The 23288-nt window shown below is 72.5% G+C and carries 20 protein-coding genes and 1 pseudogene; 7 read left to right on the plus strand and 14 right to left on the minus strand.

Annotated elements, in window-relative coordinates; translation table 11 throughout:
- Window positions 1-53: 53 nt before the first annotated feature.
- The gene (locus AC1VWI_RS11370) at window positions 54-4472 is read right to left on the minus strand and encodes a tetratricopeptide repeat protein (RefSeq protein ID WP_499510853.1); all 4419 of its coding nucleotides are present in this window, start codon (window positions 4470-4472) and stop codon (window positions 54-56) included.
- A gap of 209 nt (window positions 4473-4681) precedes the next feature.
- On the opposite strand from AC1VWI_RS11370, the gene AC1VWI_RS11375 reads away from it, so the two are divergent.
- Window positions 4682-5356: a hypothetical protein gene (locus AC1VWI_RS11375; RefSeq protein WP_499510854.1), complete on the plus strand. Its 675-nt coding sequence runs from the start codon at window positions 4682-4684 to the stop codon at window positions 5354-5356.
- 31 nt (window positions 5357-5387) lie between these two features.
- On the opposite strand, the gene AC1VWI_RS11380 is transcribed toward AC1VWI_RS11375, so the two are convergent.
- The 4 genes from AC1VWI_RS11380 to AC1VWI_RS11395 all read right to left on the minus strand — a co-directional run bounded on the left by AC1VWI_RS11380 (window position 5388) and on the right by AC1VWI_RS11395 (window position 10201).
- Complete coding sequence (locus AC1VWI_RS11380; RefSeq protein WP_499510855.1) at window positions 5388-6836, minus strand: MFS transporter; 1449 nt, start codon at window positions 6834-6836, stop codon at window positions 5388-5390.
- On the minus strand, window positions 6833-7390 hold the full coding sequence (locus tag AC1VWI_RS11385; RefSeq protein ID WP_499510856.1) for a TetR/AcrR family transcriptional regulator: 558 nt from the start codon (window positions 7388-7390) through the stop codon (window positions 6833-6835). Before AC1VWI_RS11385 ends, AC1VWI_RS11380 begins: the two co-directional genes overlap by 4 nt.
- 99 nt (window positions 7391-7489) lie before the next feature.
- A complete protein-coding gene (gene argH, locus AC1VWI_RS11390; protein ID WP_499510857.1) occupies window positions 7490-8917 on the minus strand; it encodes an argininosuccinate lyase in 1428 nt (475 codons plus the stop codon).
- 90 nt (window positions 8918-9007) lie between these two features.
- The gene (locus AC1VWI_RS11395) at window positions 9008-10201 is read right to left on the minus strand and encodes an argininosuccinate synthase (protein ID WP_499510858.1); all 1194 of its coding nucleotides are present in this window, start codon (window positions 10199-10201) and stop codon (window positions 9008-9010) included.
- 281 nt (window positions 10202-10482) lie between these two features.
- Here AC1VWI_RS11395 and AC1VWI_RS11400 point away from each other — a divergent pair, with 281 nt between their 5' ends.
- Genes AC1VWI_RS11400 through AC1VWI_RS11415 form a run of 4 tightly spaced genes read left to right on the plus strand, consistent with a single transcriptional unit; the run spans window position 10483 to window position 14005 of the window.
- Entirely contained in the window at window positions 10483-11868 is a 1386-nt protein-coding gene (locus AC1VWI_RS11400) for a ferredoxin reductase family protein (RefSeq protein ID WP_499510859.1), read from the plus strand.
- 7 nt (window positions 11869-11875) lie between these two features.
- Entirely contained in the window at window positions 11876-12412 is a 537-nt protein-coding gene (locus AC1VWI_RS11405; RefSeq protein WP_499510860.1) for an FMN-binding protein, read from the plus strand.
- Between the two features lie 2 nt (window positions 12413-12414).
- Window positions 12415-13191 (plus strand): FAD:protein FMN transferase, encoded by a 777-nt coding sequence (locus AC1VWI_RS11410; RefSeq protein WP_499510861.1) that lies wholly within the window; start codon window positions 12415-12417, stop codon window positions 13189-13191.
- 34 nt (window positions 13192-13225) lie between these two features.
- The gene (locus AC1VWI_RS11415) at window positions 13226-14005 is read left to right on the plus strand and encodes an SDR family oxidoreductase (RefSeq protein ID WP_499510862.1); all 780 of its coding nucleotides are present in this window, start codon (window positions 13226-13228) and stop codon (window positions 14003-14005) included.
- Between the two features lie 18 nt (window positions 14006-14023).
- On the opposite strand, the gene AC1VWI_RS11420 is transcribed toward AC1VWI_RS11415, so the two are convergent.
- From AC1VWI_RS11420 to AC1VWI_RS11450, 7 genes are all read right to left on the minus strand, one after another.
- The gene (locus AC1VWI_RS11420) at window positions 14024-14560 is read right to left on the minus strand and encodes an arginine repressor (protein WP_499510863.1); all 537 of its coding nucleotides are present in this window, start codon (window positions 14558-14560) and stop codon (window positions 14024-14026) included.
- 7 nt (window positions 14561-14567) lie between these two features.
- Window positions 14568-15785, minus strand: coding sequence for an acetylornithine transaminase (locus tag AC1VWI_RS11425; protein ID WP_499510864.1), 1218 nt, complete (start codon window positions 15783-15785; stop codon window positions 14568-14570).
- Entirely contained in the window at window positions 15782-16714 is a 933-nt protein-coding gene (argB, locus tag AC1VWI_RS11430) for an acetylglutamate kinase (protein ID WP_499510865.1), read from the minus strand. The genes AC1VWI_RS11425 and argB overlap by 4 nt, the downstream gene beginning before the upstream one ends.
- On the minus strand, window positions 16711-17862 hold the full coding sequence (gene argJ / locus AC1VWI_RS11435) for a bifunctional glutamate N-acetyltransferase/amino-acid acetyltransferase ArgJ (RefSeq protein WP_499510866.1): 1152 nt from the start codon (window positions 17860-17862) through the stop codon (window positions 16711-16713). The genes argB and argJ overlap by 4 nt, the downstream gene beginning before the upstream one ends.
- Window positions 17859-18047: a hypothetical protein gene (locus AC1VWI_RS11440; protein ID WP_499510867.1), complete on the minus strand. Its 189-nt coding sequence runs from the start codon at window positions 18045-18047 to the stop codon at window positions 17859-17861. Before AC1VWI_RS11440 ends, argJ begins: the two co-directional genes overlap by 4 nt.
- Complete coding sequence (gene argC, locus AC1VWI_RS11445; protein ID WP_499510868.1) at window positions 18044-19072, minus strand: N-acetyl-gamma-glutamyl-phosphate reductase; 1029 nt, start codon at window positions 19070-19072, stop codon at window positions 18044-18046. The genes AC1VWI_RS11440 and argC overlap by 4 nt, the downstream gene beginning before the upstream one ends.
- Window positions 19073-19395: 323 nt before the next feature.
- Complete coding sequence (locus AC1VWI_RS11450) at window positions 19396-20001, minus strand: class I SAM-dependent methyltransferase (RefSeq protein WP_499516774.1); 606 nt, start codon at window positions 19999-20001, stop codon at window positions 19396-19398.
- 517 nt (window positions 20002-20518) lie between these two features.
- Here AC1VWI_RS11450 and AC1VWI_RS11455 point away from each other — a divergent pair.
- Complete coding sequence (locus AC1VWI_RS11455; RefSeq protein WP_499510869.1) at window positions 20519-21361, plus strand: alpha/beta fold hydrolase; 843 nt, start codon at window positions 20519-20521, stop codon at window positions 21359-21361.
- A gap of 55 nt (window positions 21362-21416) precedes the next feature.
- Here the strand turns inward: AC1VWI_RS11455 and AC1VWI_RS11460 are convergent.
- Both AC1VWI_RS11460 and AC1VWI_RS11465 read right to left on the minus strand, forming a co-directional pair.
- A pseudogene (locus AC1VWI_RS11460) lies at window positions 21417-21524 on the minus strand (IS5/IS1182 family transposase); the annotation flags it as partial.
- A gap of 43 nt (window positions 21525-21567) precedes the next feature.
- Window positions 21568-22161 carry a TetR family transcriptional regulator gene (locus AC1VWI_RS11465; RefSeq protein WP_499510870.1) on the minus strand — a complete coding sequence of 198 codons (594 nt, stop codon included), beginning with the start codon at window positions 22159-22161 and terminating at the stop codon, window positions 21568-21570.
- A 315-nt stretch (window positions 22162-22476) separates the two neighbouring features.
- Between AC1VWI_RS11465 and AC1VWI_RS11470 the strand changes: the two genes are divergently transcribed.
- Window positions 22477-23067, plus strand: coding sequence for a TetR/AcrR family transcriptional regulator (locus AC1VWI_RS11470; RefSeq protein ID WP_499510871.1), 591 nt, complete (start codon window positions 22477-22479; stop codon window positions 23065-23067).
- The last annotated feature ends 221 nt before the right edge of the window (window positions 23068-23288 follow it).

The following is a 23288-nucleotide window of genomic DNA, read 5'->3' on the forward strand; positions in this document are numbered from 1 at the left end:
GCGGCCGGCGCTCCTTTGACGACACGGCCCAGCACCCCCGTACCCCTCCCCGCTCACAGGCGCGGCATCCGGCCGACCGGCCCGTTGCCGGCGGGCGTCCGTGCCGAGGCGAGCACGACCTCGCCGCGCGGGCCGCGGGAGATCTGGCCGATGCTCGCCGACAGGTCGGCCTCCATCCCCCCGGGGAGTTTGAGCCGGATCAGCACCGGCAGCAGGAACCCGACCGCGATGAGCCCGGCCAGCACCGGCGTCAGCGTCGTGAGCATCACGGCGGTGACGTGGTGCTTCCACAGGAAGTCCACCCAGGCCGCGGCGAGGACGGCGGTCGCCACGAGCACCAGCACCGCGCTGCTCAGCCGGCTCCCCCGGGCGGCCCGGGCGTCCTCCTCCAGCAGCCGCAGCGCCCGCTCCGCGTCCTGGTGCGCCGGGTCGAGGCGGCGGCAGCGGGTCAGGAAACGCCGGGCCCGGCTCCGGTGGAGCAGTTTCAGCCGGACGTCGACGGTCTGCGTGCCCAGGCGCTGCTCCACGACACCGGCCACGAAGTGCGGTTCGGCCTCGCGCTCGGCCAGCCGGATCGCGGCCCGGGCCTCCACGCCCGCGTCGTGGTAGCGGTCGGCGCTCTGCTCGGCGTCGCCGGCCTGCACCAGCAGGCGCGCGAGCGCGAGCCGCAGCTGCCACTGCGGCTGGTCCCGCACCCTGCGCCGGCCCAGCACACGCCGCAGTTCCTCCTCGGCGGCGCCGAGGTCCCCCGCGCCCTCCGCCAGCGCCACCGCGAGCCCGAGGGCCGCGCTGCCGCTGTCCGGGTCCACCGCGACGGCCCGGCGGAACTCCCCGGCCGCCTCCGCCAGCGTGGCGGCGCCTCCGCCCTCCCGGGCCCGGTGCAGTGCCAGGCTGCCCAGTTCGACGTGGGCCTGCACGTCGTACCAGTCCAGTTCCACGGCCCGCCGCAGCACGGTCTCGGCCTCCGCGTACCGGCCGAGCTGCACGTGCAGCGCGCCCAGTTCGGTGTGGGAGCGCCCGTACGGGTCCAGTTCCACGGCCCGGGCCAAGTGCCGCTCGGCGGCGGCGGGCTCCCCACGCCGGTGCGCGATCAGCCCGAGGCAGGTGTGGGCAACGGCGTTGCGCGGGTCCTCACGGCTGACGGCACGGCAGTGGGCGGCCGCCTCGGCGAGGCGCTCGTCCGCCTGCGGGCCGCCGGGGGCGAGGTCCGCCAGGCGCACCAGCGACCATGCGCGGCCGACCCGGAAGTCGTGGTTGTGCGGCCACTGCCGCAGGATCTCGCCGAAGGTCCGGGCGGCGTCCACCGGGCGCCGGTCCAGCAGGGCGGACCACGCGGCGGTGGCGCGGGCGTCGGCGCGGTCGGCCGGGCCCGCGGCCGCCGCCAGCAGCTCGTCGATGATCGTCTGTGCCGCCGCGTGGTCGCCGCGCTCGGTGTGCACCGCGGCGAGCTGGTACCGGATGGAGGTCAGGTGCGGCCGCGACCGTGTGAACTCCTCGACGACGGCTTCCGCCTCGTCGAGGCATCCCGACTGGCGCAGGGTGTTCACCCGCTGGTCGTGGGCGGCCACGCTGTACGGGTCGTCGGCCAGGGCGCGGTCGCACTGCGCCAGGGCCTCGCCGAACCGGCGCTGCTCGCGCAGGACGTGGGCGAGGCGGCACCGGACCGAGACGGCGTGGGGTACCCGGCCGAGCACGGCCTCCGCGGCCCGTTCGGCCTCGTCGAAACGGCCGAGCGCGAGGAGGGTGTCGATCTGGAGACGGCAGGCCCACTCGTGCTCGGGATCGAGTTGCAGTGCCCGGCGCAGATGCGGCAGGGCCTCTTCGTAGCGGTAGGTGTCACCGAGGACGTACGCCATGGCGACGTGGCCGGAGGCGATCTCCGGGTGACGGGTCAGCGCCTGCCGGGCCGCCGCCTCGGCCTCCGGCCACCGCCGCAGCCAGCTGAGCACCTCCGCCTTGAAGGTGAGCGTGCGCACGCGGTCCGGGTCCAGGGCCAGGGCGCGGTCGATGCTCGCGAGACACTCCTCGTCCTTGTCCTGGTCCCAGAGGCAGTACGCGAGATCGACGTGGGCGTTCGCCTCCTCCGGATGACGGCCGATGTAGCCGCGCAGCACGTCCTCCGCCTCGTTCCAGCGCCGCGTACGACGCAGGAGCCAGGCCAGCAGGCCCGCGGCGTCGGCGTCGCCCCCGGTCAACGCGTCCGCGCGCCGGGCGAGGGGCAGGCCGTCGTGCGGCCGTTCCATCGCCGAGTACAACCGTCCCGCCGCGATCAGCACCTCAGGGTCGTCGGGCCGGAGCCCGACGGCGTGCTCGGCGGCCGTCTCGGCCTCCTCCCAGCGCCCGAGCGTCTGCAGGACGGAGAGCCTGCCGAGAATTGCGTCGCGGTGGTCCGGCTCGCGCCGCAGCGCTTCCTCGTACGCCTCGCACTCCTCGGCCCGGCGGTCCTGCTCGCCGAAGCACGTGGCGAGCAGGCAGAGGCCCGCCGCCGAACGGGGCGACACGGCGGCGGCCCGGCGCGCGGCCGACTCGGCCGCCGCCCACTCCTCGCGGCCCGCGTGCGCGAGGGTGAGCACGTGCAGCGCCCCCACGGCGTCCGGGCGCAGGCGCAGGCATTCCTCCGCCGCGGCGAGGGCCGCTTCGTGGTCCTGCGCTCCGAGGTGCACCCAGGCCCGCTGGACGGCCACTTCCTCCGCCGGCACACCGTGGCGGGCGGCCTCCTCCAAAGCGGCGGCGGCCTCGCCCCACCGTTCCGCTCCGCGGAGGCCGTCGAGCCGCGCCAAGTGAGCCTCCGTGGAGGTGACCTCGAGCCGCAGGGCGTGGTCGATCGCCGCGAGCGCCTCGTCGTCGCGCCCCGCGACGAACAGGACCTTGGCCAGCACCACGTGGGCGTCCGGGTCGTCGGCGGCGTCCTCGGCGTCCTGCCGGGCGGCGGCCTCCGCGTCGGCCAGACGTCCGAGCATCTCCAGCGACTGGACGCGCACCCGGGCGGCGAGGCGGCGCCCCGGGTCCGCGCGCAGCGAGGCCTCCAGCTCCCCCAGCGCCCGGACGTACATCTCCCGCCCGTAGGAGACGCAACCCTCCTGCTCCAGGAGGAACGCCTCCAGTCGCCCCGTGCTGTCGCCCGCACGCAGCGAGTCGATCAGTCGCCCCGCCTCGTCCCAGCGGTGGGTCGAGCGCAGCAGGGCCAGGGTCTCCTCCACGAGGTCGGTGTCGCCGGGTGCGCTCTCCCTGGCGCGCGTCAGGGCGGCGAGCGCCTCGTCGTGCCGGGCGGCCGTGCGCAGGGCACGGGCGAGGGTGGTGAGCGCCGCGGGTTCGGCGGGGCGCAGGGCGGCGCCGCGCTCGGCGGTCGTGATCGCCCCCGTCACGTCGCCGGTGCACAGCAGCAGCCCGGCCCGGGCGGACAGTCCCCATTCGTCCGTGGGGTTGAGCGCCAGAGCCTCCTCGGTACGGGCCAGGGCACGGTCGAGTGCCCCGTCGGCCAGTTCGGCGGCGGCCAGTTCCAGCCTGATGCCCGGGGAGTACCGGCACGTCCGCGCCGCGTGCCGTCCCGTGGAGAGGGCTTCCGCCAGGTCGCCGCGCTGCCGCTGTGCCTGCGCCTTGCACCCCCATGCGTCGGCCCAGCGCGGTTCGATCGCCAGCGCCCGGTCGCAGGCCGCGATCGCCTCGTCCCATCGCCGCAGGTCCAGGAGGCAACGGGCGTGTTCGACGTGCGCGTCGGGCCGGCGGCCGTACCGGGCCACGAGGCGCTCGGCGGCCGCCAGTGCGGCCCGGCCCGTCCCCCGGCCGCTCTCGTACCTGGCCTCCGCCGACAGCACGGCGATGTCGTCGCGGTCCAGGGAGCGGGCGGAGACCAGCTTGGTGCGGGCGAGATCGGTCTCGCCCCGGCTCACCGCGATCCGTACGGCCGCGCAGCGGACCTCGACGGGGTCGGCGAGGCCGCGCTCGGCGTCCTCCAGGCCCCGCAGCGCGGCCGCGGTGTCGCCCAGTTCGACACGCGTCCACGCGGAGCCGATCCAGCCCTCCGCGTGGCGCGGTCCGATGGCGGTGGCCCGCTCGAAGGCCGCCAGTGCCTCGTCCCAGCGGCAGGCGTTGTGGTGCAGCCAGCCCAGCGCGGTGTGGACGTCCACGGCTTCCGGGAGCCGCTCCGCGGCCGCCGTGCCCTCGGCCAGGGCCTCGTCGCGGCGGCCCATGCGGTCGAGGGCCGCCAGGCGCCACCCCGCCGCCGGGCCGCATTCCGGGTCATGGCGCAGCGCCGTGGCGAACTCCGCGAGCGCCGCCGAATGTTCGTACTGCCGCAGCCGCAACCGGCCCCGCGCGACGTGCAGTCGGGCCGTTCGCTCCGGGTCGCCTTCCGCCCGGGCGAGTTCGGCACTGATGAGGGCCTCGGCCTCCTCGTAGCGGCAGTCGAGGGTGTGCTCCCTCAGGACGGCCAGGACATCGGTGTCCTGGCCGGACTGTGCGTCCGTGCTCATGGCGCTCCCTCCCCCGCGGCGGGTACCGGCAGCATACGGACTGCAAACCGGTCTCGTACGCCGGGAGTTGACGTCGGTGGTCGGCGCGGGCGCCGGTGCAACCCGCCGGCCCTCGTGGCGCGTCCTCGCGATTGACGGATCCGCCGGGGGCGGGGGGACGCGTGCAGTACATAGAGGTCACGGAGCTGGCAGGGGTACGCTCGGCGGTCATGCGCTTCCGCAGCCGTGGGACGGCGCTGGCCTTCGAGCTGTACCCGATGGTCCACCTGGCGGAGCCGGCGTTCTACGCGGAGGTGACGGCCCGTCTGCGCGCCTCGTGCGACCTGGTGATCGCCGAGGGCGTCCGGGGCGGTACGGCGGCGCTGGCGCTCACGCGGTCGTACCGCAGCCTCGCGGGCCACGAGCGTCTGGGACTGGTCGTCCAGGACATCGACTTCGACACGCTGGGCGTGCCCGTGGTGTGTCCGGACATGACCGGTGAGGAGTTCGACGACAGGTGGCGGCGGGTGCCGCTCAGGGAGCGCGCGACGCTGGCCGCGCTCATCCCCGTCTACGTCGCGGGCATGCGGCTGCTCGGTACGCGCCGGTTCCTCGCCCGGCATCTGCAACTCGAGGACCTGCCCGGCGACGACGAGGAGGCGGCCGCGGAATTCTGGACGGGGACGGACGACCTGGTGGTGCACCGGCGCGACCGCCTGCTGATCGACGCGGTGACGCATGTGCACCACGCCCGCGCCGGCGCTCCCGAGCCGTTCACCGCCGGGATCCTGTACGGCGCGGGGCACATGCGCGCGGTGACCACGGCGCTGATGGACCTGGGCTACAAGCCCGCCGGCTCGCAGTGGCTGACGGTCTTCACCCTCGACGACCCCGGGGCCGGCTGACCCTGCCCAGAACCGTCGGGCCGTCAGGCCGTCAGGGGCCCACCGGGGTGACCCGGCCGTCCGCGAGCCGCTGGCCGCGCAGCAGACGCCAGGCGGCGGTGGCCGCCAGCAGCAGGACGGCGCCCCCGGCGGCGGAGGCCGCGCGCAGGCCGTCGGTGAAGGCGGCGGGGTCGGCCGAGGCCGGGCCGCCGGAGATGCCGGTGACCACGGAGCCCAGGAGGGCGATGCCGAGGGCGGCGCCGAGTTCGTACGCGGTTTCGGAGACGCCGGAGGCGGCACCGGCCTGCTGCGGCGGGACGCTGGAGAGGATGACGTCGGCCGTGACGGTGAACGACAGCCCGGCTCCGGCGCCGACGACCAGGAGGGTCGCGCCGAGGAAGAGGTAGCCCGTGCCGGGGCGCAGGGCCAGGAGGGCGATCAGGGCGAGTCCGGTGGCGCCGAGGCCGCCCGTGACGGCGACCCTGACCGACCAGCGGCGCGCGGCGGCGCCCGCGACGAGCCCGGTGGCCGCGGCGCCGAGGGTCGCCGGGAGTTCGCACAGTCCCGCCTGGAGCGGGGAGCGGGCCTGGACGAGCTGGAGGAACTGGGAGAGGAAGAAGACGCTCCCGGCGAGCCCGAGCACGGTGAGCAGGTCCGCCAGCACCGCGCCGGAGAAGCCCCGGTGCCGGAACAGACGCATGTCCAGCAGCGGCTTGGGCAGGGCGAGTTGCCTGCGGACGAAGGTGTACAGGCAGACCGCGCCGAGGACACCGGCACCGGCCGCGCCGGGTCCGGGTCCGTGCACGGCGAGCTGCTTGATGCAGTAGACGACGCCGAACATGCCGAGCAGCGAGAGCAGGACGCTGGCCGGGTCCCAGGGGCCGGGCGCCGGGTCACGGGACTCGGGCAGCGACCGGGCGCCCACGACGAGCAGCAGGGCCATGACGGGCAGGTTGATGAGGAAGACCGAGCCCCACCAGAAGTGCTCGAGGAGGATCCCGCCGACGACCGGGCCGAGGGCGGCGCCCGCGGTCGAGACGGCGCCCCAGACGCCGATGGCGAAGCTCCGCTCGCGCGCGTCGGGGAAGAGGGTGCGGATCAGGGCGAGCGTGGACGGCATGAGGGTGGCGCCCGCGACGCCCATGAGGGCGCGGGCGGTGATGAGCATGCCGGGGGTGGTGGCGTACGCGGCGAGCACGGAGAGCGCGCCGAAGGCGGCGGTGCCGGTGAGCAGCAGCCGCTTGCGTCCGACGCGGTCGCCGAGGCCGCCCATGGAGACGAGCAGGCCGGCGATGACGAAGGAGTAGACGTCGCCGATCCACAGCAGTTGGGTGGAGGTGGGGCTCAGGTCCGCGCTGAGGAAGGGCACGGCCAGGCCGAGCACGGTGGCGTCGACGGCGATGAGCAGCAGCGCGAGGGTGAGGACGCCGAGGGCGAGCCAGCGCCCGGGGTGGCCGCGGTCGTCGTGGCGCGGGGTGGTGACGGGTGCGGCGGTGGTCACGACCCGCTCCGGGGGTCGCGCAGCATGCCGCCGAGCAGCAGTTCGGTGACCATGCGGGCGGGGTCGAGGCGGGCCATGCGGCCGTCCTGGACGGACCAGGCCGAAGCGGCGATGAGCGCGTACAGCGCCTCGACGAGCCAGGCGGGGGTCAGGTCGTAGCGGAACGCGCCGGCTTCCTGGCCGCGCCGGAAGAGGGCGGCGACCCGGGCGTCGATGCGCGCCCAGCCCTCGTTGATCTCGGCGACGTCGTAGATCTGGTTCTCGCCGTAGAGGAAGGCCAGGAAACCGGAGACGGGCACGGCCTCGGTGATGAGCCGGCGGACGGCCTCGACGGGGTCGCCCTCCTCGATGCGCGCGGCGTCCAGGCGCTCCTCGGTCTGCGCGATGCCGAGCAGGCCGAGGGCCCGCACCAGCGCGTCCCGGCCGGGGAAGTGCCGGTGGAGCGTGGCCCGGCTGATGCCGGCGGCCTTGGCGATCTCGTCCATGGAGGCGGTGGCACGCCGCGACAGCAGGTCGGCCGCGTCCCGCAGGACCTGCTCACGATCGAAGCTCATGAGACAAGGGTAGCCCAGATGAGACACCAGTGTCTCATGCGCGACGACGAAGAAGCCCGGCCGGGTGGACGGACCCGGCCGGGCTCCCTGCTCGCGGGATCAGCCCTTGGCCTGCGCCCACGCCAACTGGACGGCGAGGTCCCGCTTGACCTCGGCGAGCTGGACCACCACCGCCGACGGCGCGGTCCCGCCGCGGCCGTCGCGGGCGGCCAGCGCGCCGGGCACGTTCAGCACGGTGCGCACCTCGGGAGCGAGGTGCGGGGAGATCTTGGCGAACTGCTCGTCGGTCAGCTGGTCCAGCTCGATGTCCTCGGCCTCGCAGACCTTGACGCACTCCCCCGCGACCTCGTGCGCGACACGGAAGGGCACGCCCCGCTTCACCAGCCACTCGGCGATGTCCGTTGCGAGCGAGAAGCCGGCCGGGGCGAGCTCCTCCATGCGCTCCCGGTTGACGGTGAGCGTGGCCATCATGCCCGTGAAGGCGGGCAGCAGGACCTCGAGGGTGTCGCAGGAGTCGAAGACCGGCTCCTTGTCCTCCTGCAGGTCGCGGTTGTACGCCAGGGGCAGCGCCTTCAGCGTGGCGAGCAGGCCGGTCAGGTTGCCGATGAGCCGCCCTGACTTGCCGCGGGCGAGTTCCGCGATGTCCGGGTTCTTCTTCTGCGGCATGATCGACGAGCCGGTGGAGAAGGCGTCGTGGAGGGTGACGAAGGAGAACTCCTTCGTGTTCCAGATGATGACCTCCTCCGCGATCCGCGAGAGGTCGACGCCGATCATGGCGGTGATGAAGGCGAACTCGGCGACGAAGTCGCGCGAGGCCGTGCCGTCGATGGAGTTGGCAACCGAGCCGTGCTCGAAGCCGAGGTCCCTGGCGACCGCCTCCGGGTCGAGCCCGAGCGAGGAACCGGCCAGCGCGCCGGAACCGTACGGGGACACCGCCGTGCGTTCGTCCCACTGGCGCAGCCGCTCGGCGTCCCGGGACAGCGCCTGGACGTGGGCGAGCACATGGTGGGCGAAGAGCACCGGCTGGGCGTGCTGGAGGTGGGTGCGGCCGGGCATGGCGACGTCGAAGTGCGTCTCGGCGAGCCGGACCAGGGCGTGCTGCAGCTCGGCGATCAGGCCGCCGATGATCCGGGCGTGGTCGCGCAGGTACATCCGGAAGAGCGTGGCGACCTGGTCGTTGCGGGACCGGCCGGCCCGCAGCTTGCCCCCGAGGTCGGGGCCGAGCCGCTCCAGCAGGCCGCGCTCCAGGGCGGTGTGGACGTCCTCGTCGGCGATGGTCCCGGTGAAGGAGCCGTCGGCGACGTCGGACTCCAGCTGGTCGAGGCCGGCGAGCATGCGGGTCAGCTCGACGTCGCTCAGCAGGCCCGCCTTGTGCAGCACGCGCGCGTGGGCGCGGGAGCCGGCGATGTCGTACGGCGCGAGCCGCCAGTCGAAGTGGACGGACGCGGAGAGTTTGGCCAGCGCCTCCGCGGGACCGTCGGCGAAACGGCCGCCCCAGAGCCGGACGTCGCCGCTGTTGGTGCTCACTGGTCTGCTCGCTTCCCTCGGGGGTGGATGTGCGGCTGCCTCCCCGCCGGCAGGGGCGGGGAGGCGGGCTGCCGTGGTCGAGGCTACTGACTAGGCCAGGTCGCGCTTGGCCGCGATCTTCGACGACATGCCGAAGATCTCGATGAAGCCCTTCGAGAGCGACTGGTCAAACGTGTCGCCGGTGTCGTAGGTCGCCAGGTTGAAGTCGTACAGGGACTGGTCGGACTTCCGGCCGGTGACGACGGCGCGGCCGCCGTGCAGGGTCATCCGGATGTCGCCGGTGACGTGCTGGTTGGCCTCGTCGATGAAGCCGTCCAGGGCCCGCTTGAGCGGGGAGAACCACAGGCCGTCGTAGACCAGCTCGCCCCAGCGCTGCTCGACCTGACGCTTGTAGCGGGCCAGTTCGCGCTCGACGGTGACGTTCTCCAGCTCCTGGTGGGCGGTGATCAGGGCGATCGCACCCGGAGCCTCGTACACCTCGCGGGACTTGATGCCGACCAGGCGGTCCTCGACCATGTCGATCCGGCCGACGCCCTGGGCGCCCGCACGCTCGTTGAGCTGCTGGATGGCCTGCAGGACGGTGACCGGCTTGCCGTCGATGGCGACCGGGACGCCCTGCTTGAAGGTGATGACCACCTCGTCGGCCTCGCGGGGCCCGGCCGGATTCTGGGTGTACTCGTAGACGTCCTCGATCGGGGCGTTCCAGATGTCCTCGAGGAAGCCGGTCTCGACGGCCCGCCCGAAGACGTTCTGGTCGATCGAGTAGGGGGACTTCTTGGTGGTGGCGATGGGGAGGTTCTTCTCCTCGCAGAAGGCGATCGCCTTGTCCCGGGTCATCGCGTAGTCGCGGACCGGCGCGATGCAGGTCAGCTCGGGGGCGAGGGAGGAGATGCCGGCCTCGAAGCGGACCTGGTCGTTGCCCTTGCCGGTGCAGCCGTGGGCGACGATCGAGGCGCCGTGCTTCTTGGCGGCGGCCACCAGGTGCTTGACGATGGTCGGCCGGGAGAGCGCGGAGACCAGCGGGTAGCGGTCCATGTAGAGGGCGTTGGCCTTGATCGCCGGGAGGCAGTACTCGTCGGCGAACTCGTCCTTGGCGTCGGCCACCTCGGCCTCCACCGCGCCGCAGGCGAGCGCGCGCTTGCGGATGACGTCCAGGTCCTCGCCGCCCTGGCCGACGTCCACGGCCACGGCGATGACCTCGGCGCCGGTCTCCTCGGCGATCCATCCGATGGCGACGGAGGTGTCCAGTCCGCCCGAGTAGGCGAGTACGACGCGCTCGGTCACGGGTCTCTCCTTTGGTGCGCGAGGTCCGGTGCGTATGGCGGCGGTGGTGATGCATACGCTGATGGGTATAAGTATGCACTCCCCCGCATGATTCGTCAATCGGCCGTGTCGTCGCAGCTCACAGGCGTGTCGGCCGCTCCCCGCGGCAGCCGCGCCCCGGACAATCGGACCGCCCGCACCCGGCCGCCCCGCGGAGCGCACGGCAATACCACATCGTGGTACGGCGCGTGGTGGGAAACCGGGCTTTGAGCAGGGGCGCGGAGCCGCGCGTACCCATGCGCATGGCGGCCACGACCACGATGATCCACAACAGCAGGGCGGGCAGGCGGCAGGCCATGCGCCGGATCCGGCCCCGCCGTTCCCCCGCGATCCCGCTGCTCCTCCTGGCCTGGGCGGGCGCCGCCGGGGTCGTGTGGCTGTGGTGGGGCAACACCCCCTACATCCAGCCGACCACGGCCGGCTGGCTCACCGCGGCGGGCCGGATCACCGGCCTGCTCGGCGGCTACGCCATCGCCCTGGTCGTCCTGCAGATGGCGCGCGTCCCCGCGCTGGAGCGGCGCGTGGGCAGCGACCGGGTGGCCCGCTGGCACGCGATGAGCGGCCGGTACGCCGTCTGCCTGGTCGTCGTCCACGTCGCGCTCATCCTGTGGGGTTACTCCGAGCAGTCCGGGCAGCCGCTCGTGCAGCAGTCGGTCTCCGTGGTCCTGGACTACCCGCGGATGATCGAGGCGACGGCCGGCACCGTGCTGCTGCTGGTCATCGGCTTCGTCTCGGCGGGCGCCCTGCGCCGCCGGCTGCGCTACGAGACCTGGTACTACGTCCACCTGCTGACCTACGCAGCGGTCTACCTGACCTTCTGGCACCAGTTGGCCACCGGCGCCGAGTTCGCGGGCAGCGCCACCGCGCGCGGCATCTGGTACGCGCTGTACGGCTCGGTGACGGGGCTGGTCCTCTGGTACCGGGTGCTGGTGCCGGTCCGGCTCAACATGAGGCACCGCATGCGGGTCGCGGAGACCGTCGAGGAGGCGCCGGGCGTGGTCTCGGTGCTGATCACGGGACGCAGGCTGCACCGCCTGGGCGCCCAGCCCGGCCAGTTCTTCCGCTGGCGCTTCCTCGCCCCGGGACTGCGGTGGAGCGCCAACCCGTACTCGCTGTCGGCGCCGCCCCGGCCGGACCTGCTGCGGATCACCGTCAAGGCGGTGGGCGGCCACAGCTCCGCGCTGGCCTCGCTCGAACCCGGCACGCGGGTGTGGGCCGAGGGCCCCTACGGCGCCATGACGGCCGCCCGCCGCCGCGGCGGCAAGGTGCTGCTGCTGGCGGGCGGCGCCGGGATCACCCCGCTGCGGGCCCTGTTCGAGACGCTGCCGGCCGCGCCCGGCGACCTCACGCTGCTGTACCGGGCGCGCAGCAGGCAGGACCTCGCGTTGTGGGCGGAGCTGGAGGAGATCGCCGCCGAGCGCGGCGCACGCCTGGTGTACGCGGTGAACGGACCCGGCGGCGCGCGCCCGGAGATCACCGCGCAGGGACTGCGGCGGATGCTGCCGGACATCGACCGGCACGACGTGTACCTGTGCGGCCCTCCGGGGCTGGCCGAGGAGTCGTACTCCGCGCTGCGCGAGGCGGGAGTGCCCGAACGCCGTATCCACCACGAGTCCTTCGAGATGTGAGGTCCGAGTGAAGAAGAAGCACCCGCTGCGCCGGATCCTCCTGAGCAGCGTGACGACCGTCTCCGGGGTCGTGCTGCTGCTCGCCCTGAAGCCGACGACGGCGCCCTTCACCTCGCAGGCCGGGGCCCCGGCACAGCAGGTGCCGCCGGTCTCCGCGGCCCCCTCCCCCGCCGGCCCGGACCCGTCGGTGCCGGTGGCCTCGGCCCCCGCGGACGGACGCGGCACCGGCGGGGCGAAGGCCCCGGGGAAGCAGGGCGGCGCGCCCGCGCGGAAGACCGTCACCGGGGACGTCGCGCAGACCAGCTACGGCCCCGTCCAGGTCAAGATCACGGTCGACGGGGGGCGGATCGTCTCGGCCGCGGCCGTCCAGGCGCCCGCGGGCACCCCCACCAGCGACCAGCTCACCGCCACCGCCGTCCCGCAGCTCGACCAGGCCGCGGTCACCGCCCAGAGCGCGCAGATCGACACCGTCTCCGGTGCCTCCTTCACCAGCGAGGGCTACCGGAAGTCGCTGCAGAGCGCCCTGGACAAGGCCGGTGCCTGACGATGTCCGACAACCCCCCGCGCCTGCGGCACGTGGAGCACTGCATGGGGACGGTGTTCTCCTTCGACGTGCGCGGTGCCCGCGAGCCGCGCGTCCGGACGGCCCTGGACGAGGCGGTGGCGGACCTGCACCAGGTCGACGCGGTGTTCTCCACCTTCCGCGCCGACAGCGAGATCAGCCGGCTGGGCCGTGGTGAACTCGCCCTCGCGCAGTGCTCATCCGAGGTGCGCGAGGTCCTGGGGCTGTGCGAGGACGCCGAGCGCCGCACCGACGGCTGGTTCACCCCGCGCTACGCGGGCCCCGGCACCGCGCTCGACCCCACCGGCCTGGTCAAGGGCTGGGCGGTCGAGCGGGCCGCCAGGACGATCGCGGCGGCGGGCGCCGGGAAGGTCTGCCTCAACGGCGGCGGCGACGTCCAGCTGACGGGCGGCCCCTGGCGGGTCGGCATCGCCGATCCGCTGCGGCCCGGGGGGCTGGCCACCGTCGTCGAGGCGGACGGCGAGCTGGCCGTCGCCACCTCCGGTCCCGCCGAACGCGGCTGCCACATCCTCGACCCGCACACGGGTGCGCCGCCCGCCGGGGGACTCGCGTCGCTCACCGTGGTGTGCGCCTCCCTCACCGAGGCGGACACCTGGGCGACGGCCGGCTACGCCATGGGCGGCCGGGCCCGGGAATGGCTGGAAGGACTCCCCGATGTGGAGGCCTTCGCCGTCGCCCCCGACGGCACGACCTGGCACACCTCGGGATTCGGGCGTTTCGTCGCCAAGTTGAGCGCTTGACGATCAGCTGTTCCAGGTGGCAAGAATGCGTCACATGGATCTGCAACTGAACGGCAAGGTCGTGCTGGTCACCGGAGGGTCCGACGGACTCGGCGCGGCCCTTGTCCGGCGGCTGACCGCCGAGGGCGCCAAGGTGGCGCTGTGCGGACGTGACCCCGAGCGCATCGAGCACGTGGTGAAGGAACTGGGCGCCACCGGCGCCGACGTGCTGGGCGTGCCGGCCGACGTCACCCGCCCCGAGGACCTCGAGCGCTTCGTCGCCGCCGCCGACGGGCGCTGGGGACGGATCGACGCCGTGGTCAACAACGCCGGGCGCAGCGCGGCCGGCTTCTTCGAGCGCCAGGACGACTCGGTGTGGGAGGAGGACCTGCAGCTGAAGCTGCACGCCGCGGTGCGGCTGACCCGGCTGGCCCTCCCCCACCTGCGCGCCGCGGGGGGCGGCGGCGTCGTCAACACCCTCGCCGTCTCCGCCAAGGCCCCCGGCGCGGGCAGCACCCCGACCTCGGTCTCCCGCGCGGCCGGCCTCGCGCTGACCAAGGCGCTGTCCAAGGAGCTCGGGCCCGACAACATCCGGGTCAACGCCGTGCTCGTCGGCCTGGTCGAGAGCGGCCAGTGGACCCGGCAGGCCGAGGAGCGCGGGATCACCGTCGAGGAGCTGTACGCCACGATGGGCCGCGAGTCCGGCATCCCCCTGGGCCGGGTGGGCCGCGCCGAGGAGTTCGCGGACCTGGTGGCCTTCCTGCTGTCCGGCCGGGCCGGCTACGTCACCGGCACCGGCATCAACTTCGACGGGGGCCTGAGCCCCGTCGTCTGACCGGGCCCGGGCCCGGTCCTAACCGCCCGCGGCCAGGCGCAGCAGGTGGTCGGCGACCGCCTGCCCGCCGGCCGGGTCGCGGCTGATCAGCATGACCGTGTCGTCGCCCGCGATCGTGCCGAGGATGTCGTACACCTCGGCCTGGTCGATCGCGGAGGCGAAGAACTGCGCCGCACCGGGCGGGGTGCGGACGACGACGAGGTTGGCCGAGGCCTCCGCGGAGATCAGCAGTTCGCCGGCGAGGCGGCTCATCCGCTCCTCCTTCACCGACTCCCCCAGCGGCGCCATGGGGGTGCGGAAACCGCCCTCGCTGGGCACGGCGTAGATGAGTTCGCCGTTGTTGGTGCGGATCTTCACCGCGCCCAGTTCGTCGAGGTCACGGGAGAGCGTCGCCTGGGTGACGCTCAGCCCGTCGTCGGAGAGCAGCTTGGCGAGCTGGCTCTGGGACCGCACCGGCAGCCGGTTGAGGATGTCGACGATCCGCCGGTGGCGTGCCATCCGGGTCTGCGGTACGGCGGCGGCTCCCCCGCCGGCCTGCTGCTGCGCCTCGCTCATCGTCGTGTCATTCTCCGGATCGGTGTCCCTCTGCGGCATGTACGGCGTCGAGGACACCCGGCAGCGCCCCCAGGAACGCGTCCACCTCGGCGTCACCGAGGATCAGCGGCGGGGCGAGCCGCACCGTGTCGGGTACGGCGGCGTTCACCAGGAGTCCGGCGTGCTGAGCCGCCTTCTGCACCTGCGCGGAGAGCGGCTCGGTGAGCACGATACCCAGCAGGAGGCCCGCACCGCGCACGTGATCGACCAGAGGGTGGTCCAGCGCCTCGACGCCCTGGCGCAGTTTCTCGCCCTGGCGCTTGACGTTGTCCAGCACGCCCTCCTGGGCGATGGTGTCCAGGACGGCGAGCGCCGCGGCGCAGGCCACCGGGTTGCCGCCGAAGGTGGTGCCGTGCTGACCGGGGGTCAGCAGCTCGGCCGCGGGGCCGAAGGCGAGGGTGGCGCCGATGGGCAGTCCGCCGCCGAGCGCCTTGGCGAGGGTGACGACGTCCGGCTCGACGCCCTGCGCCTGGTGCTCGAACCAGTGGCCGGTGCGGCCGATGCCGGTCTGCACCTCGTCCATGACGAGCAGGGTGCCGGTGGCGCGGGTGATCTCCCGGGCGGCGGCCAGGTATCCGGCCGGGGGCACGATGACGCCGTTCTCGCCCTGGACGGGCTCGAGCATCACCAGCGCGGTCCGCTCGGTGACGGCGGCGCGCAACGCGTCGGCGTCGCCGTACGGCACATGGGTGACGTCACCGGGCAGCGGGCGGAAGGACTCCTGCTTCCCCGGCTGCCCGGTGAGCGCGAGCGCGCCCATGGTGCGGCCGTGGAAACCGCCGTCGGTGGCCACCATGTGCGTACGGCCCGTCAGCCGGCCGATCTTGAAGGCGGCTTCGTTGGCCTCGGCGCCGGAGTTGCAGAACAGCACGCGGCCGGGCCGTCCGGACAGCTGGAGCAACCGCTCGGCGAGGGCGACCGTGGGCTCGGCGATGAAGAAGTTGGAGACGTGGCCGAGGGTCGCGATCTGCTCGGAGACCGCGCGGACGACGGCGGGGTGGGCGGTGCCGAGGGCGTTGACCGCGATGCCGCCGAGGAAGTCCAGGTACTCGTTGCCGTCGGCGTCCCAGTACCGGGCGCCCTCGCCGCGGACCAGGGGCAGCCGCGGGGTGCCGTAGTTGTCCATCAGGGAGCCCTGCCAGCGCCGTGTGAGAGCCTCGTTCCCCTGGTCGCCGGTCCCGGTCATGCCCGTTCCCCTTCGTTCCGCGATGTGCCGCCCGCCGTGTCGACGCCGTCGGGTACCACCATCGTGCCGATTCCCTCGTCGGTGAAGATCTCCAGCAGGATCGAGTGCTGGACCCGCCCGTCGATGACCCGGGCGGTGTGGACGCCGTTGCGCACCGCGTGCAGGCACCCCTCCATCTTGGGCACCATGCCGCTGGACAGCTCGGGCAGCAGTTTCTCCAGCTCGCTCGCCGTGAGCCGGCTGATCACCTCGTCGCTGTTCGGCCAGTCCTCGTACAGGCCCTCGACGTCCGTGAGGACCATCAGGGTCTCCGCGCCGAGCGCGGCCGCGAGCGCCGCCGCGGCGGTGTCGGCGTTGACGTTGTAGATGTGGCCGTCGTCGGCGCTGCGGGCGATGGAGGAGACGACCGGGATGCGGCCGTCGTCCAGCAGGGCCCGGATGGCGCCGGTGTCGATCTCGGTGATCTGCCCGACCCGGCCGATGTCGACGGCCTCGCCGTCGATCATCGGGCGGTGCCGGGTCGCGCTGATGGTGTGGGCGTCCTCGCCGGTCAGGCCGACGGCGAGCGGGCCGTGCTGGTTGAGCAGGTTGACCAGCTCGCGCTGCACCTGCCCGGCGAGCACCATGCGGACGACGTCCATGGCCTCCGGGGTGGTGACCCGCAGCCCCGCCTTGAACTCGCTGACCAGGCCCTGCTTGTCGAGCTGCGCGCTGATCTGCGGGCCGCCGCCGTGCACCACGACCGGCTTGAGGCCGGCGTGCCGCAGGAAGACGACGTCCTGGGCGAAGGCCGCCTTCAGTTCCTCGTCGACCATGGCGTTGCCGCCGAACTTGATGACGACCGTCTTGCCGTGGTGCCGGGTCAGCCAGGGCAGCGCCTCGATCAGGATCTGCGCCTTGGGCAGGGCCGTGTGCTTGCGGGCGCTCATGAGCTGTAGGCGCTGTTCTCGTGGACGTACTCGGCGGTCAGGTCGTTGGTCCAGATGGTCGCGGTCTCGGTGCCGGCGGCGAGGTCGGCGGTGATGTGGACCTCGCGGTAGCGCATGTCGACCAGTTCGCGGTCCTCGCCGACGGAGCCGGACTTGCAGACCCACACGCCGTTGATCGCGACGTTGAGGCGGTCCGGCTCGAAGGCGGCGGAGGTGGTGCCGATCGCCGAGAGCACCCGGCCCCAGTTGGGGTCCTCGCCGTGGATCGCGCACTTGAGGAGGTTGTTGCGGGCGATGGAGCGGCCCACCTCCACGGCGTCGTCCTCGGTCGCGGCGTTGACGACCTCGATTTTGATGTCCTTGGAGGCGCCTTCGGCGTCGCGGATCAGCTGGCGGGCGAGGTCGGCGCAGACCTGCTCGACGGCGGCGGCGAAGGGCTCCGGTGCGGGGGTGACGCCGGAGGCGCCGGAGCCGAGCAGCAGCACCGTGTCGTTGGTCGACATGCAGCCGTCGGAGTCGGCCCGGTCGAAGGTGGTGCGGGTGGCGGCGCGCAGCGCCCCGTCGAGGGCGGCGGAGTCCAGGTCGGCGTCGGTGGTGAGGACGACCAGCATGGTGGCCAGGCCCGGTGCGAGCATGCCCGCGCCCTTGGCCATGCCGCCGACCGTCCAGCCCTCGCCCTCGTAGACGGCGGTCTTGTGCACGGTGTCGGTGGTCTTGATGGCGATGGCGGCCTTCTCGCCGCCGTGGGCGGAGAGCTCGGCCGCCGCCTTGGCGACGCCCGGCAGCAGCTTGTCCATCGGCAACCGGACGCCGATCAGCCCGGTGGAGCAGACGGCGACCTCCCCCGCGCTCTGCCCGAGGGCGTCGGCGACCGCCTCGGCGGTGGCGTGGGTGTCCTGGAAGCCCAGGGGTCCCGTACAGGCGTTGGCGCCACCGGAGTTGAGGACGACGGCGGATACCTGACCTCCTCTCAGGACCTGCTCCGACCACAGGACGGGGGCGGCCTTGACGCGGTTGGAGGTGAAGACGCCGGCCGCGGCGAGCCGCGGACCGTTGTTCACCACGAGGGCGAGGTCCGGGTTGCCGTTCTCCTTGATCCCGGCGGCGATGCCCGCCGCCGTGAATCCCTGTGCTGCCGTGACGCTCACTGTGTCGTCTCCTTGTCCGCTTCTGGGCCGACGCACCGCAGGGGCGCGGCCTTCGCCGTGATGTCGGTGTACGGCCCGGTCACCGGGGCCGTGCCGGGCGCGTCGGCCCCCGCGCCGCAGGGCGCCGCCCGGGTGAGCAGCTCGGCGACGGCACGGCGGGCACGGGCAGCGGGACGGGGGGTCATGGTGCGACCCCCGCGGTGCTCAGGCCCAGTCCCTCGGGCAGGCCGAGCGCGATGTTCATGCTCTGCACGGCGCCGCCGGCGGTCCCCTTGGTGAGGTTGTCGATGGCGCTGACGACGACGACCCGGCCGGCGGCCTCGTCGTAGGCGACCTGGATCAGCGCGGCGTTCGAGCCGTACACGGCGGCGGTGGCGGGCCACTGGCCCTCCGGCAGCAGGTGCGCGAACGGTTCGTCGGCCAGCGCCTTCTCGTAGGCGCCCCGTACGGCGTCGGCGGTGGTGCCGGGCCTGGCCTTGGCGCTGCAGGTGGCGAGGATGCCGCGGGGCATCGGCGCCAGCGTCGGGGTGAAGGAGACGCAGACCCGCTCCCCGGCCACGCCGGAGAGGTTCTGGATCATCTCGGGGGTGTGCCGGTGCGTACCGCCGACGCCGTACGGGGTCATGTTTCCCATGACCTCGCTGCCCAGCAGGTGCGGCTTGGCGGCCTTGCCCGCACCGGAGGTGCCGGACGCGGCGACGACGACGGCCTCGGGCTCCACCAGGCCCGCCGCGTACGCGGGGAAGAGCGCGAGCGTGACCGCGGTGGGGTAGCAACCGGGCACCGCGATGCGCCGGGAGCCCGTCAGCGCGGCGCGCGCACCCGGCAGCTCCGGAAGGCCGTACGGCCATGTGCCGGCGTGCGGGGTGCCGTAGAACCGCTCCCAGTCCGCGGCGTCCTCGAGCCGGAAGTCGGCGCCGCAGTCGACGACGAGGGCCGTGTCACCGAGCTGCTCGGCGACGGCGGCCGACTGCCCGTGCGGCAGCGCGAGGAAGACGACGTCGTGTCCGGCCAGCGCCTGCACGTCGGTCGCCTCCAGGACGCGGTCGGCCAGCGGCAGCAGATGCGGCTGCAGGCCGCCGAGGCGCTGCCCGGCGTTGGTGTTCCCGGTGAGCGCGCCGATCTCGATCTCGGGGTGGTTCAGCAACAGGCGCAGGATCTCCCCGCCCGCGTACCCGCTCGCTCCCGCCACCGCTGCCCGGAATGCCATGGACCCTCCTCTTCGATGGCATGACTATACGGCGCCCGGAAGTTTTATGCAAAGCATTTCCGCCCGTTCCGGCCCCGCCGCCCGTGCCGAGGATCTATGCCTGGCCCGTCAGGACGATAGTTGGCCCTCACTCCGAACCCGGCACTACCACGTGAACATGCCGAGACGACTCGTGTGGCCGGGAACACTGGGCACAGGCGCTCGCCCCGGACCGTGTCCTATCCGGTGAGGATCAGGGCCACGGCAAGTCGCCATCCGGACCGGCCACCACCACCGGCGCGGGGCAACGCCGGATTGTGCACCACCGACATCTCCGGGAGCTTTCAGCGCCGGTGGACGCTGACTGCGTAGCCACCGCCCTCATAAGGGTCGGCGTCCCAGGTGGCGAAGCGGTCGACGAAGGCGAGGCTCGCCGCAGCGCAGTAGGTGTCGTACTCCGGCAGCGTGATGCTCGGCGGCACCGGCAGGTGGCCCTCGTCCAAGCCGAATCCGGAGACGAACAGACCCCCCGGGCGCAGCACCGCGGCCAGTCGGCTGACGGCCGCCGCTTCGGTACCGGTGGCGAGAAGCGGGAAGATGTTGCCGGCGGCGACCACGAGGTCGAAGCCCGCAGCGGCATGAACATCAGCCGGGGCGAAATCGGTCAAGTCGGCCCGGATCCACGTCAGCTCCGGCGCTTCCCTGCGGGCCACCGCCAGCATGGACTCGTCGAGGTCCACCCCGACACAGTCATACCCGAGCTCCGCGAGCCGGATCATGACCCGTCCGGTACCGCACCCGGCGTCCAGCACCCGCGCTCCCGCGGGCACGAGCGCGGCGCAGAATCGCGCCTCACCATGCATGTCCTTGCCGCTGTCGGCCACGACCGCAAGACGCGCGGCGTAGTCCTCTCCGGAGCTCCCACCCGTCAGCTCTTCCCAGCGATTCATGACGGCAAGTCTAATGAAGCGGAACGATCGCTCTGCCATCGCCCTCGAATGCCAGGGAAAGCCGACGCCGAGTTCCCGCGGCGAAGTCCCGTTGAGCGCGTCCGGTTACGGCTCTTCGGTAGGCATGTCGCCCCTTCTTGAGACTCAAGCGATCATGTGAGAGTAAGACTCTCGATGGGCATCTTAGCCTGCATCCGGCACCCATTTACAACATTGTGTCTTGATGGCTATAGTGACACTCAGCGTCAGATGAGGGAGTCGGTTCCGATCGAGCTTCCCAGTCGACGCCAGTGTCGCCATGCGATACCGCGCCACTCCGCGGGCGCAGCGAACGATCAAGGGCCGCAGCCAGCGACACCGGGGCCACGTCGGTACCGATGCCGCCTGCCCCCAAGGCCGCGCAGCCAGGTCGGCTGCACGTCAACCGCACTGCCGGAAGTCCGTGCTCGGCAGCGTCTTATCAGCGCATTTATCACCTTCTCGGCACATTGCCGGTACCACGACAGGAGAACCGACCATGCTTGAAGGATTCGAAGACGGCTACGCCGAGGTGAACGGAACCCGCCTTCACTACGTCATCGGCGGCGAAGGGGAGCCGCTCGTCCTGATGGAGGGTTGGCCCCGCACCACGCACGCCCTCAAGGGGATCATGGCCCCCTTGGCCCGGCACTTCCGGGTCATCGCCGTCGATTACCGCGGTATGGGCGGATCGGACAAGCCCGCCGGCGGCTACGACAAGAAGAACATGGCGAAGGACGTCTACGAACTCGTTCGCGGCCTGGGATACGAGCAGATCAACATCGCCGGCGGAGACATGGGCTCAACCGTCGCCTACAGCTTCGCCGCGAACTACCCGGAGGCGACCAAGAAGCTGGCGGTGTGGGAGGGGGCGACGTTCACGTCGGACCACCTCGCCATCACCGCCTTCCCTCAGCCGGGTGGGTGGAACGCCTGGTGGTACTCGCTGAGCCACGTCGAGGACCTGCCCGCGAAGCTCCTCGCGGGGCGGTTCCGGCACGTGATCGACTGGGCGATCGACCACTTCGCGGTCCACCCCGAGAAGATCAGCGAGGAGGACCGCGCCATTTACGCGGCGGCGTACGACGACCCCGAAGCGGTGAGGGCGTCCTTCGCCACGTACGCCGCGATCCATCAGGATCTCGCCGACGGCGAAACCTACCCGAAGTTGACCATGCCCGTCCTCGGACTGGGCGGCCCGCTTGTCATCGGCGCCATCGAGGGGGCAGTGCGGGCCAGGGCCACCGACACCCGCTTCGTCACCATCGAGGACACCGGCCACTACCTGGCAGAGGAGCAGCCGGAGGCACTCGCCGCCGAACTGCAGAAGTTCTTCGGCTGACAACCGGATTCGTCCTCGCGGTGCTCCCGGGCACCGCGAGGACGACTCGACAGTCTGGGAGCTCCCGCCGGGGTGAGCAGGCACGGTACTTCCACGCGATGGCTTCCAGGGTCCGGCGTTGGTCGGCCCGCTGTTGGCCACGGAGCGGATCGGCCGGCGCCATGACCCCTCGCCGCCTGCACGGCAACGTTGCGGCGTCCCGAGAGTCACGCCGTGACAGGGCGCGGAGCAGTGAAGGTGGCGAAGGCTTGATCGACGAGGGTTCCGAGGGGGAGGCGCGCTTCGGCGTTGGTCCAATGCTCTGCCGCGATGCCCAGGCAGTGCAGGGCGGCCGCCGCGCGCACGTGTGAGGCCAGGAGCGTCGCGTTCCCTGGGGATGTGCGTGCGGCAAGGATCTCCGCCAGGGCCGGGCGCCAGTTGGCCTGCTTCTCGCACAGGCGACCGGCCAGGGCAGGTGTGGTCTGAGTGAGGCGAAGCAGCACGAGACTGTCGGCGGGGTTACGGGAGAAGTACTCGATGGCGGGATCGACGGCCCGTCGCAGCGACGTCCACTCCTCTTCGTCGGCGGGCCGCGAACGCAATTCCTCGGACATCAGATCACCCAAGGGGTCCAGGACGCTGAGGACGACGTCCTCCTTGGTCCCGAAGTAGCGCAGAAAGGTGCTGCGGGACACGCAGGCCGCCGCGGCCAGATCGTCGAAGGTGGCCTCCTCGAAGCCGCGGCTGCAGAACAACCCGATCGCCACCTCGGCCAGCTCGAGGCGAACAGCGTTGCGCGCGATGTCCCGTGTCGTGTTCACGTGATGATTTTAGCCCGCGGCAGCCACTCACTTGCAAGTGTGCCCTCCAATAGCAATTTTGACACTCAGTGTCATACTCAATTTTGGCGATCCGGGAAGCCGGCGGTTGTCACCGGCGACACCCCGCCTCCGGAACCGACCTGCGGGAGGACCTCATGTTCACCGAGGGGTCCCAGGAAAGCGCGGGCGTCACCCGCAAACAGGCAACCGCAAATGCACAGGAAAAACCCATGCCCGTATCTGCAACTAAGTATCAGTCCAGCCATCAAGGTCCAGTCTGGCAAGCGAGTGGCTGTTGTGAAGTACGATGGTGGGATGGATACGACGCGGGCAAAGACACGGGACATCGCGCGCAATGCCGTTCGTAGCGAGCTGGCCCAGGTGGCGTTCCGCCTGTTCCACCGCGAATCCTTCGAGAAGGTGACCTTCGACGACCTGGCCGCGGCGGCCGGGGTGTCCCGCAGCACCTTCCTCCGCTACTTCGGGACCAAGGAGGAGGTCGTCCTCAGCGGCTTCGATCCCCTCGGCGACCAAATGGCCGACGCCCTGCGGACCCGGCCCGCCGACGAGGACAGCTGGACGTCGCTACGGCGGGCTGTCGATCCCGCCATCAAGTACTTCGACAAGAATCCCGCCGACACACTCGCGCTGCTGCGCCTGGTACAGAACACACCCGCGCTCGTTGCCCGCCTCCGAGAGAAGCAGCTCGGCTGGCGCCCCGCCCTGGCAGAAGTACTCGTCGAGCGTTCCGCCTCCGAGGGCATGTCCCCCCTGGCCGCGCACGTGCGTGTTGCGGCAGCCATGGAGTGCGTGACGGTCGCGTTGGAGCAATGGGTCGAGGTCGACACACGAGTCGCGCTCGACACCCTCACCGACGACGCCTTCGCAGCGCTCACCTCCGCGTGACACTGTGAAGTGACCCCTTCCCAGCAAGCCGCGTAACGCCGGTGTCGCCTCCGCGATGGCCAACACCGTCGCGGCCAGCGCCACCACGGTGTTGATCGCCCCCCCCAGCCGCAGAGGCCGCCCTCGCCCGACGGCCTTGGCCCTTGGCGCGGGTGCGGGCGCTTCCACGGCGCCGGAGGACCGGGACGACGTGGCGTATCGCTGCGAGAGCGGCGTCCTGT

Source organism: Streptomyces sp. TOM-9, assembly GCF_056858595.1.

What these genes read in the sequence shown, in the direction of transcription:
- AC1VWI_RS11370 (WP_499510853.1), bottom strand. Translation starts at nt 4,472, where the DNA reads ATGAGCACGGACGCACAGTCCGGCCAGGACACCGATGTCCTGGCCGTC.
- AC1VWI_RS11375 (WP_499510854.1), top strand. Translation starts at nt 4,682, where the DNA reads ATGCGCTTCCGCAGCCGTGGGACGGCGCTGGCCTTCGAGCTGTACCCG.
- AC1VWI_RS11385 (WP_499510856.1), bottom strand. Translation starts at nt 7,390, where the DNA reads ATGAGCTTCGATCGTGAGCAGGTCCTGCGGGACGCGGCCGACCTGCTG.
- AC1VWI_RS11400 (WP_499510859.1), top strand. Translation starts at nt 10,483, where the DNA reads ATGGCGGCCACGACCACGATGATCCACAACAGCAGGGCGGGCAGGCGG.
- AC1VWI_RS11410 (WP_499510861.1), top strand. Translation starts at nt 12,415, where the DNA reads ATGTCCGACAACCCCCCGCGCCTGCGGCACGTGGAGCACTGCATGGGG.
- AC1VWI_RS11415 (WP_499510862.1), top strand. Translation starts at nt 13,226, where the DNA reads ATGGATCTGCAACTGAACGGCAAGGTCGTGCTGGTCACCGGAGGGTCC.
- AC1VWI_RS11420 (WP_499510863.1), bottom strand. Translation starts at nt 14,560, where the DNA reads ATGAGCGAGGCGCAGCAGCAGGCCGGCGGGGGAGCCGCCGCCGTACCG.
- AC1VWI_RS11425 (WP_499510864.1), bottom strand. Translation starts at nt 15,785, where the DNA reads ATGACCGGGACCGGCGACCAGGGGAACGAGGCTCTCACACGGCGCTGG.
- argB (WP_499510865.1), bottom strand. Translation starts at nt 16,714, where the DNA reads ATGAGCGCCCGCAAGCACACGGCCCTGCCCAAGGCGCAGATCCTGATC.
- AC1VWI_RS11440 (WP_499510867.1), bottom strand. Translation starts at nt 18,047, where the DNA reads ATGACCCCCCGTCCCGCTGCCCGTGCCCGCCGTGCCGTCGCCGAGCTG.
- argC (WP_499510868.1), bottom strand. Translation starts at nt 19,072, where the DNA reads ATGGCATTCCGGGCAGCGGTGGCGGGAGCGAGCGGGTACGCGGGCGGG.
- AC1VWI_RS11450 (WP_499516774.1), bottom strand. Translation starts at nt 20,001, where the DNA reads ATGAATCGCTGGGAAGAGCTGACGGGTGGGAGCTCCGGAGAGGACTAC.
- AC1VWI_RS11455 (WP_499510869.1), top strand. Translation starts at nt 20,519, where the DNA reads ATGCTTGAAGGATTCGAAGACGGCTACGCCGAGGTGAACGGAACCCGC.
- AC1VWI_RS11470 (WP_499510871.1), top strand. Translation starts at nt 22,477, where the DNA reads ATGGATACGACGCGGGCAAAGACACGGGACATCGCGCGCAATGCCGTT.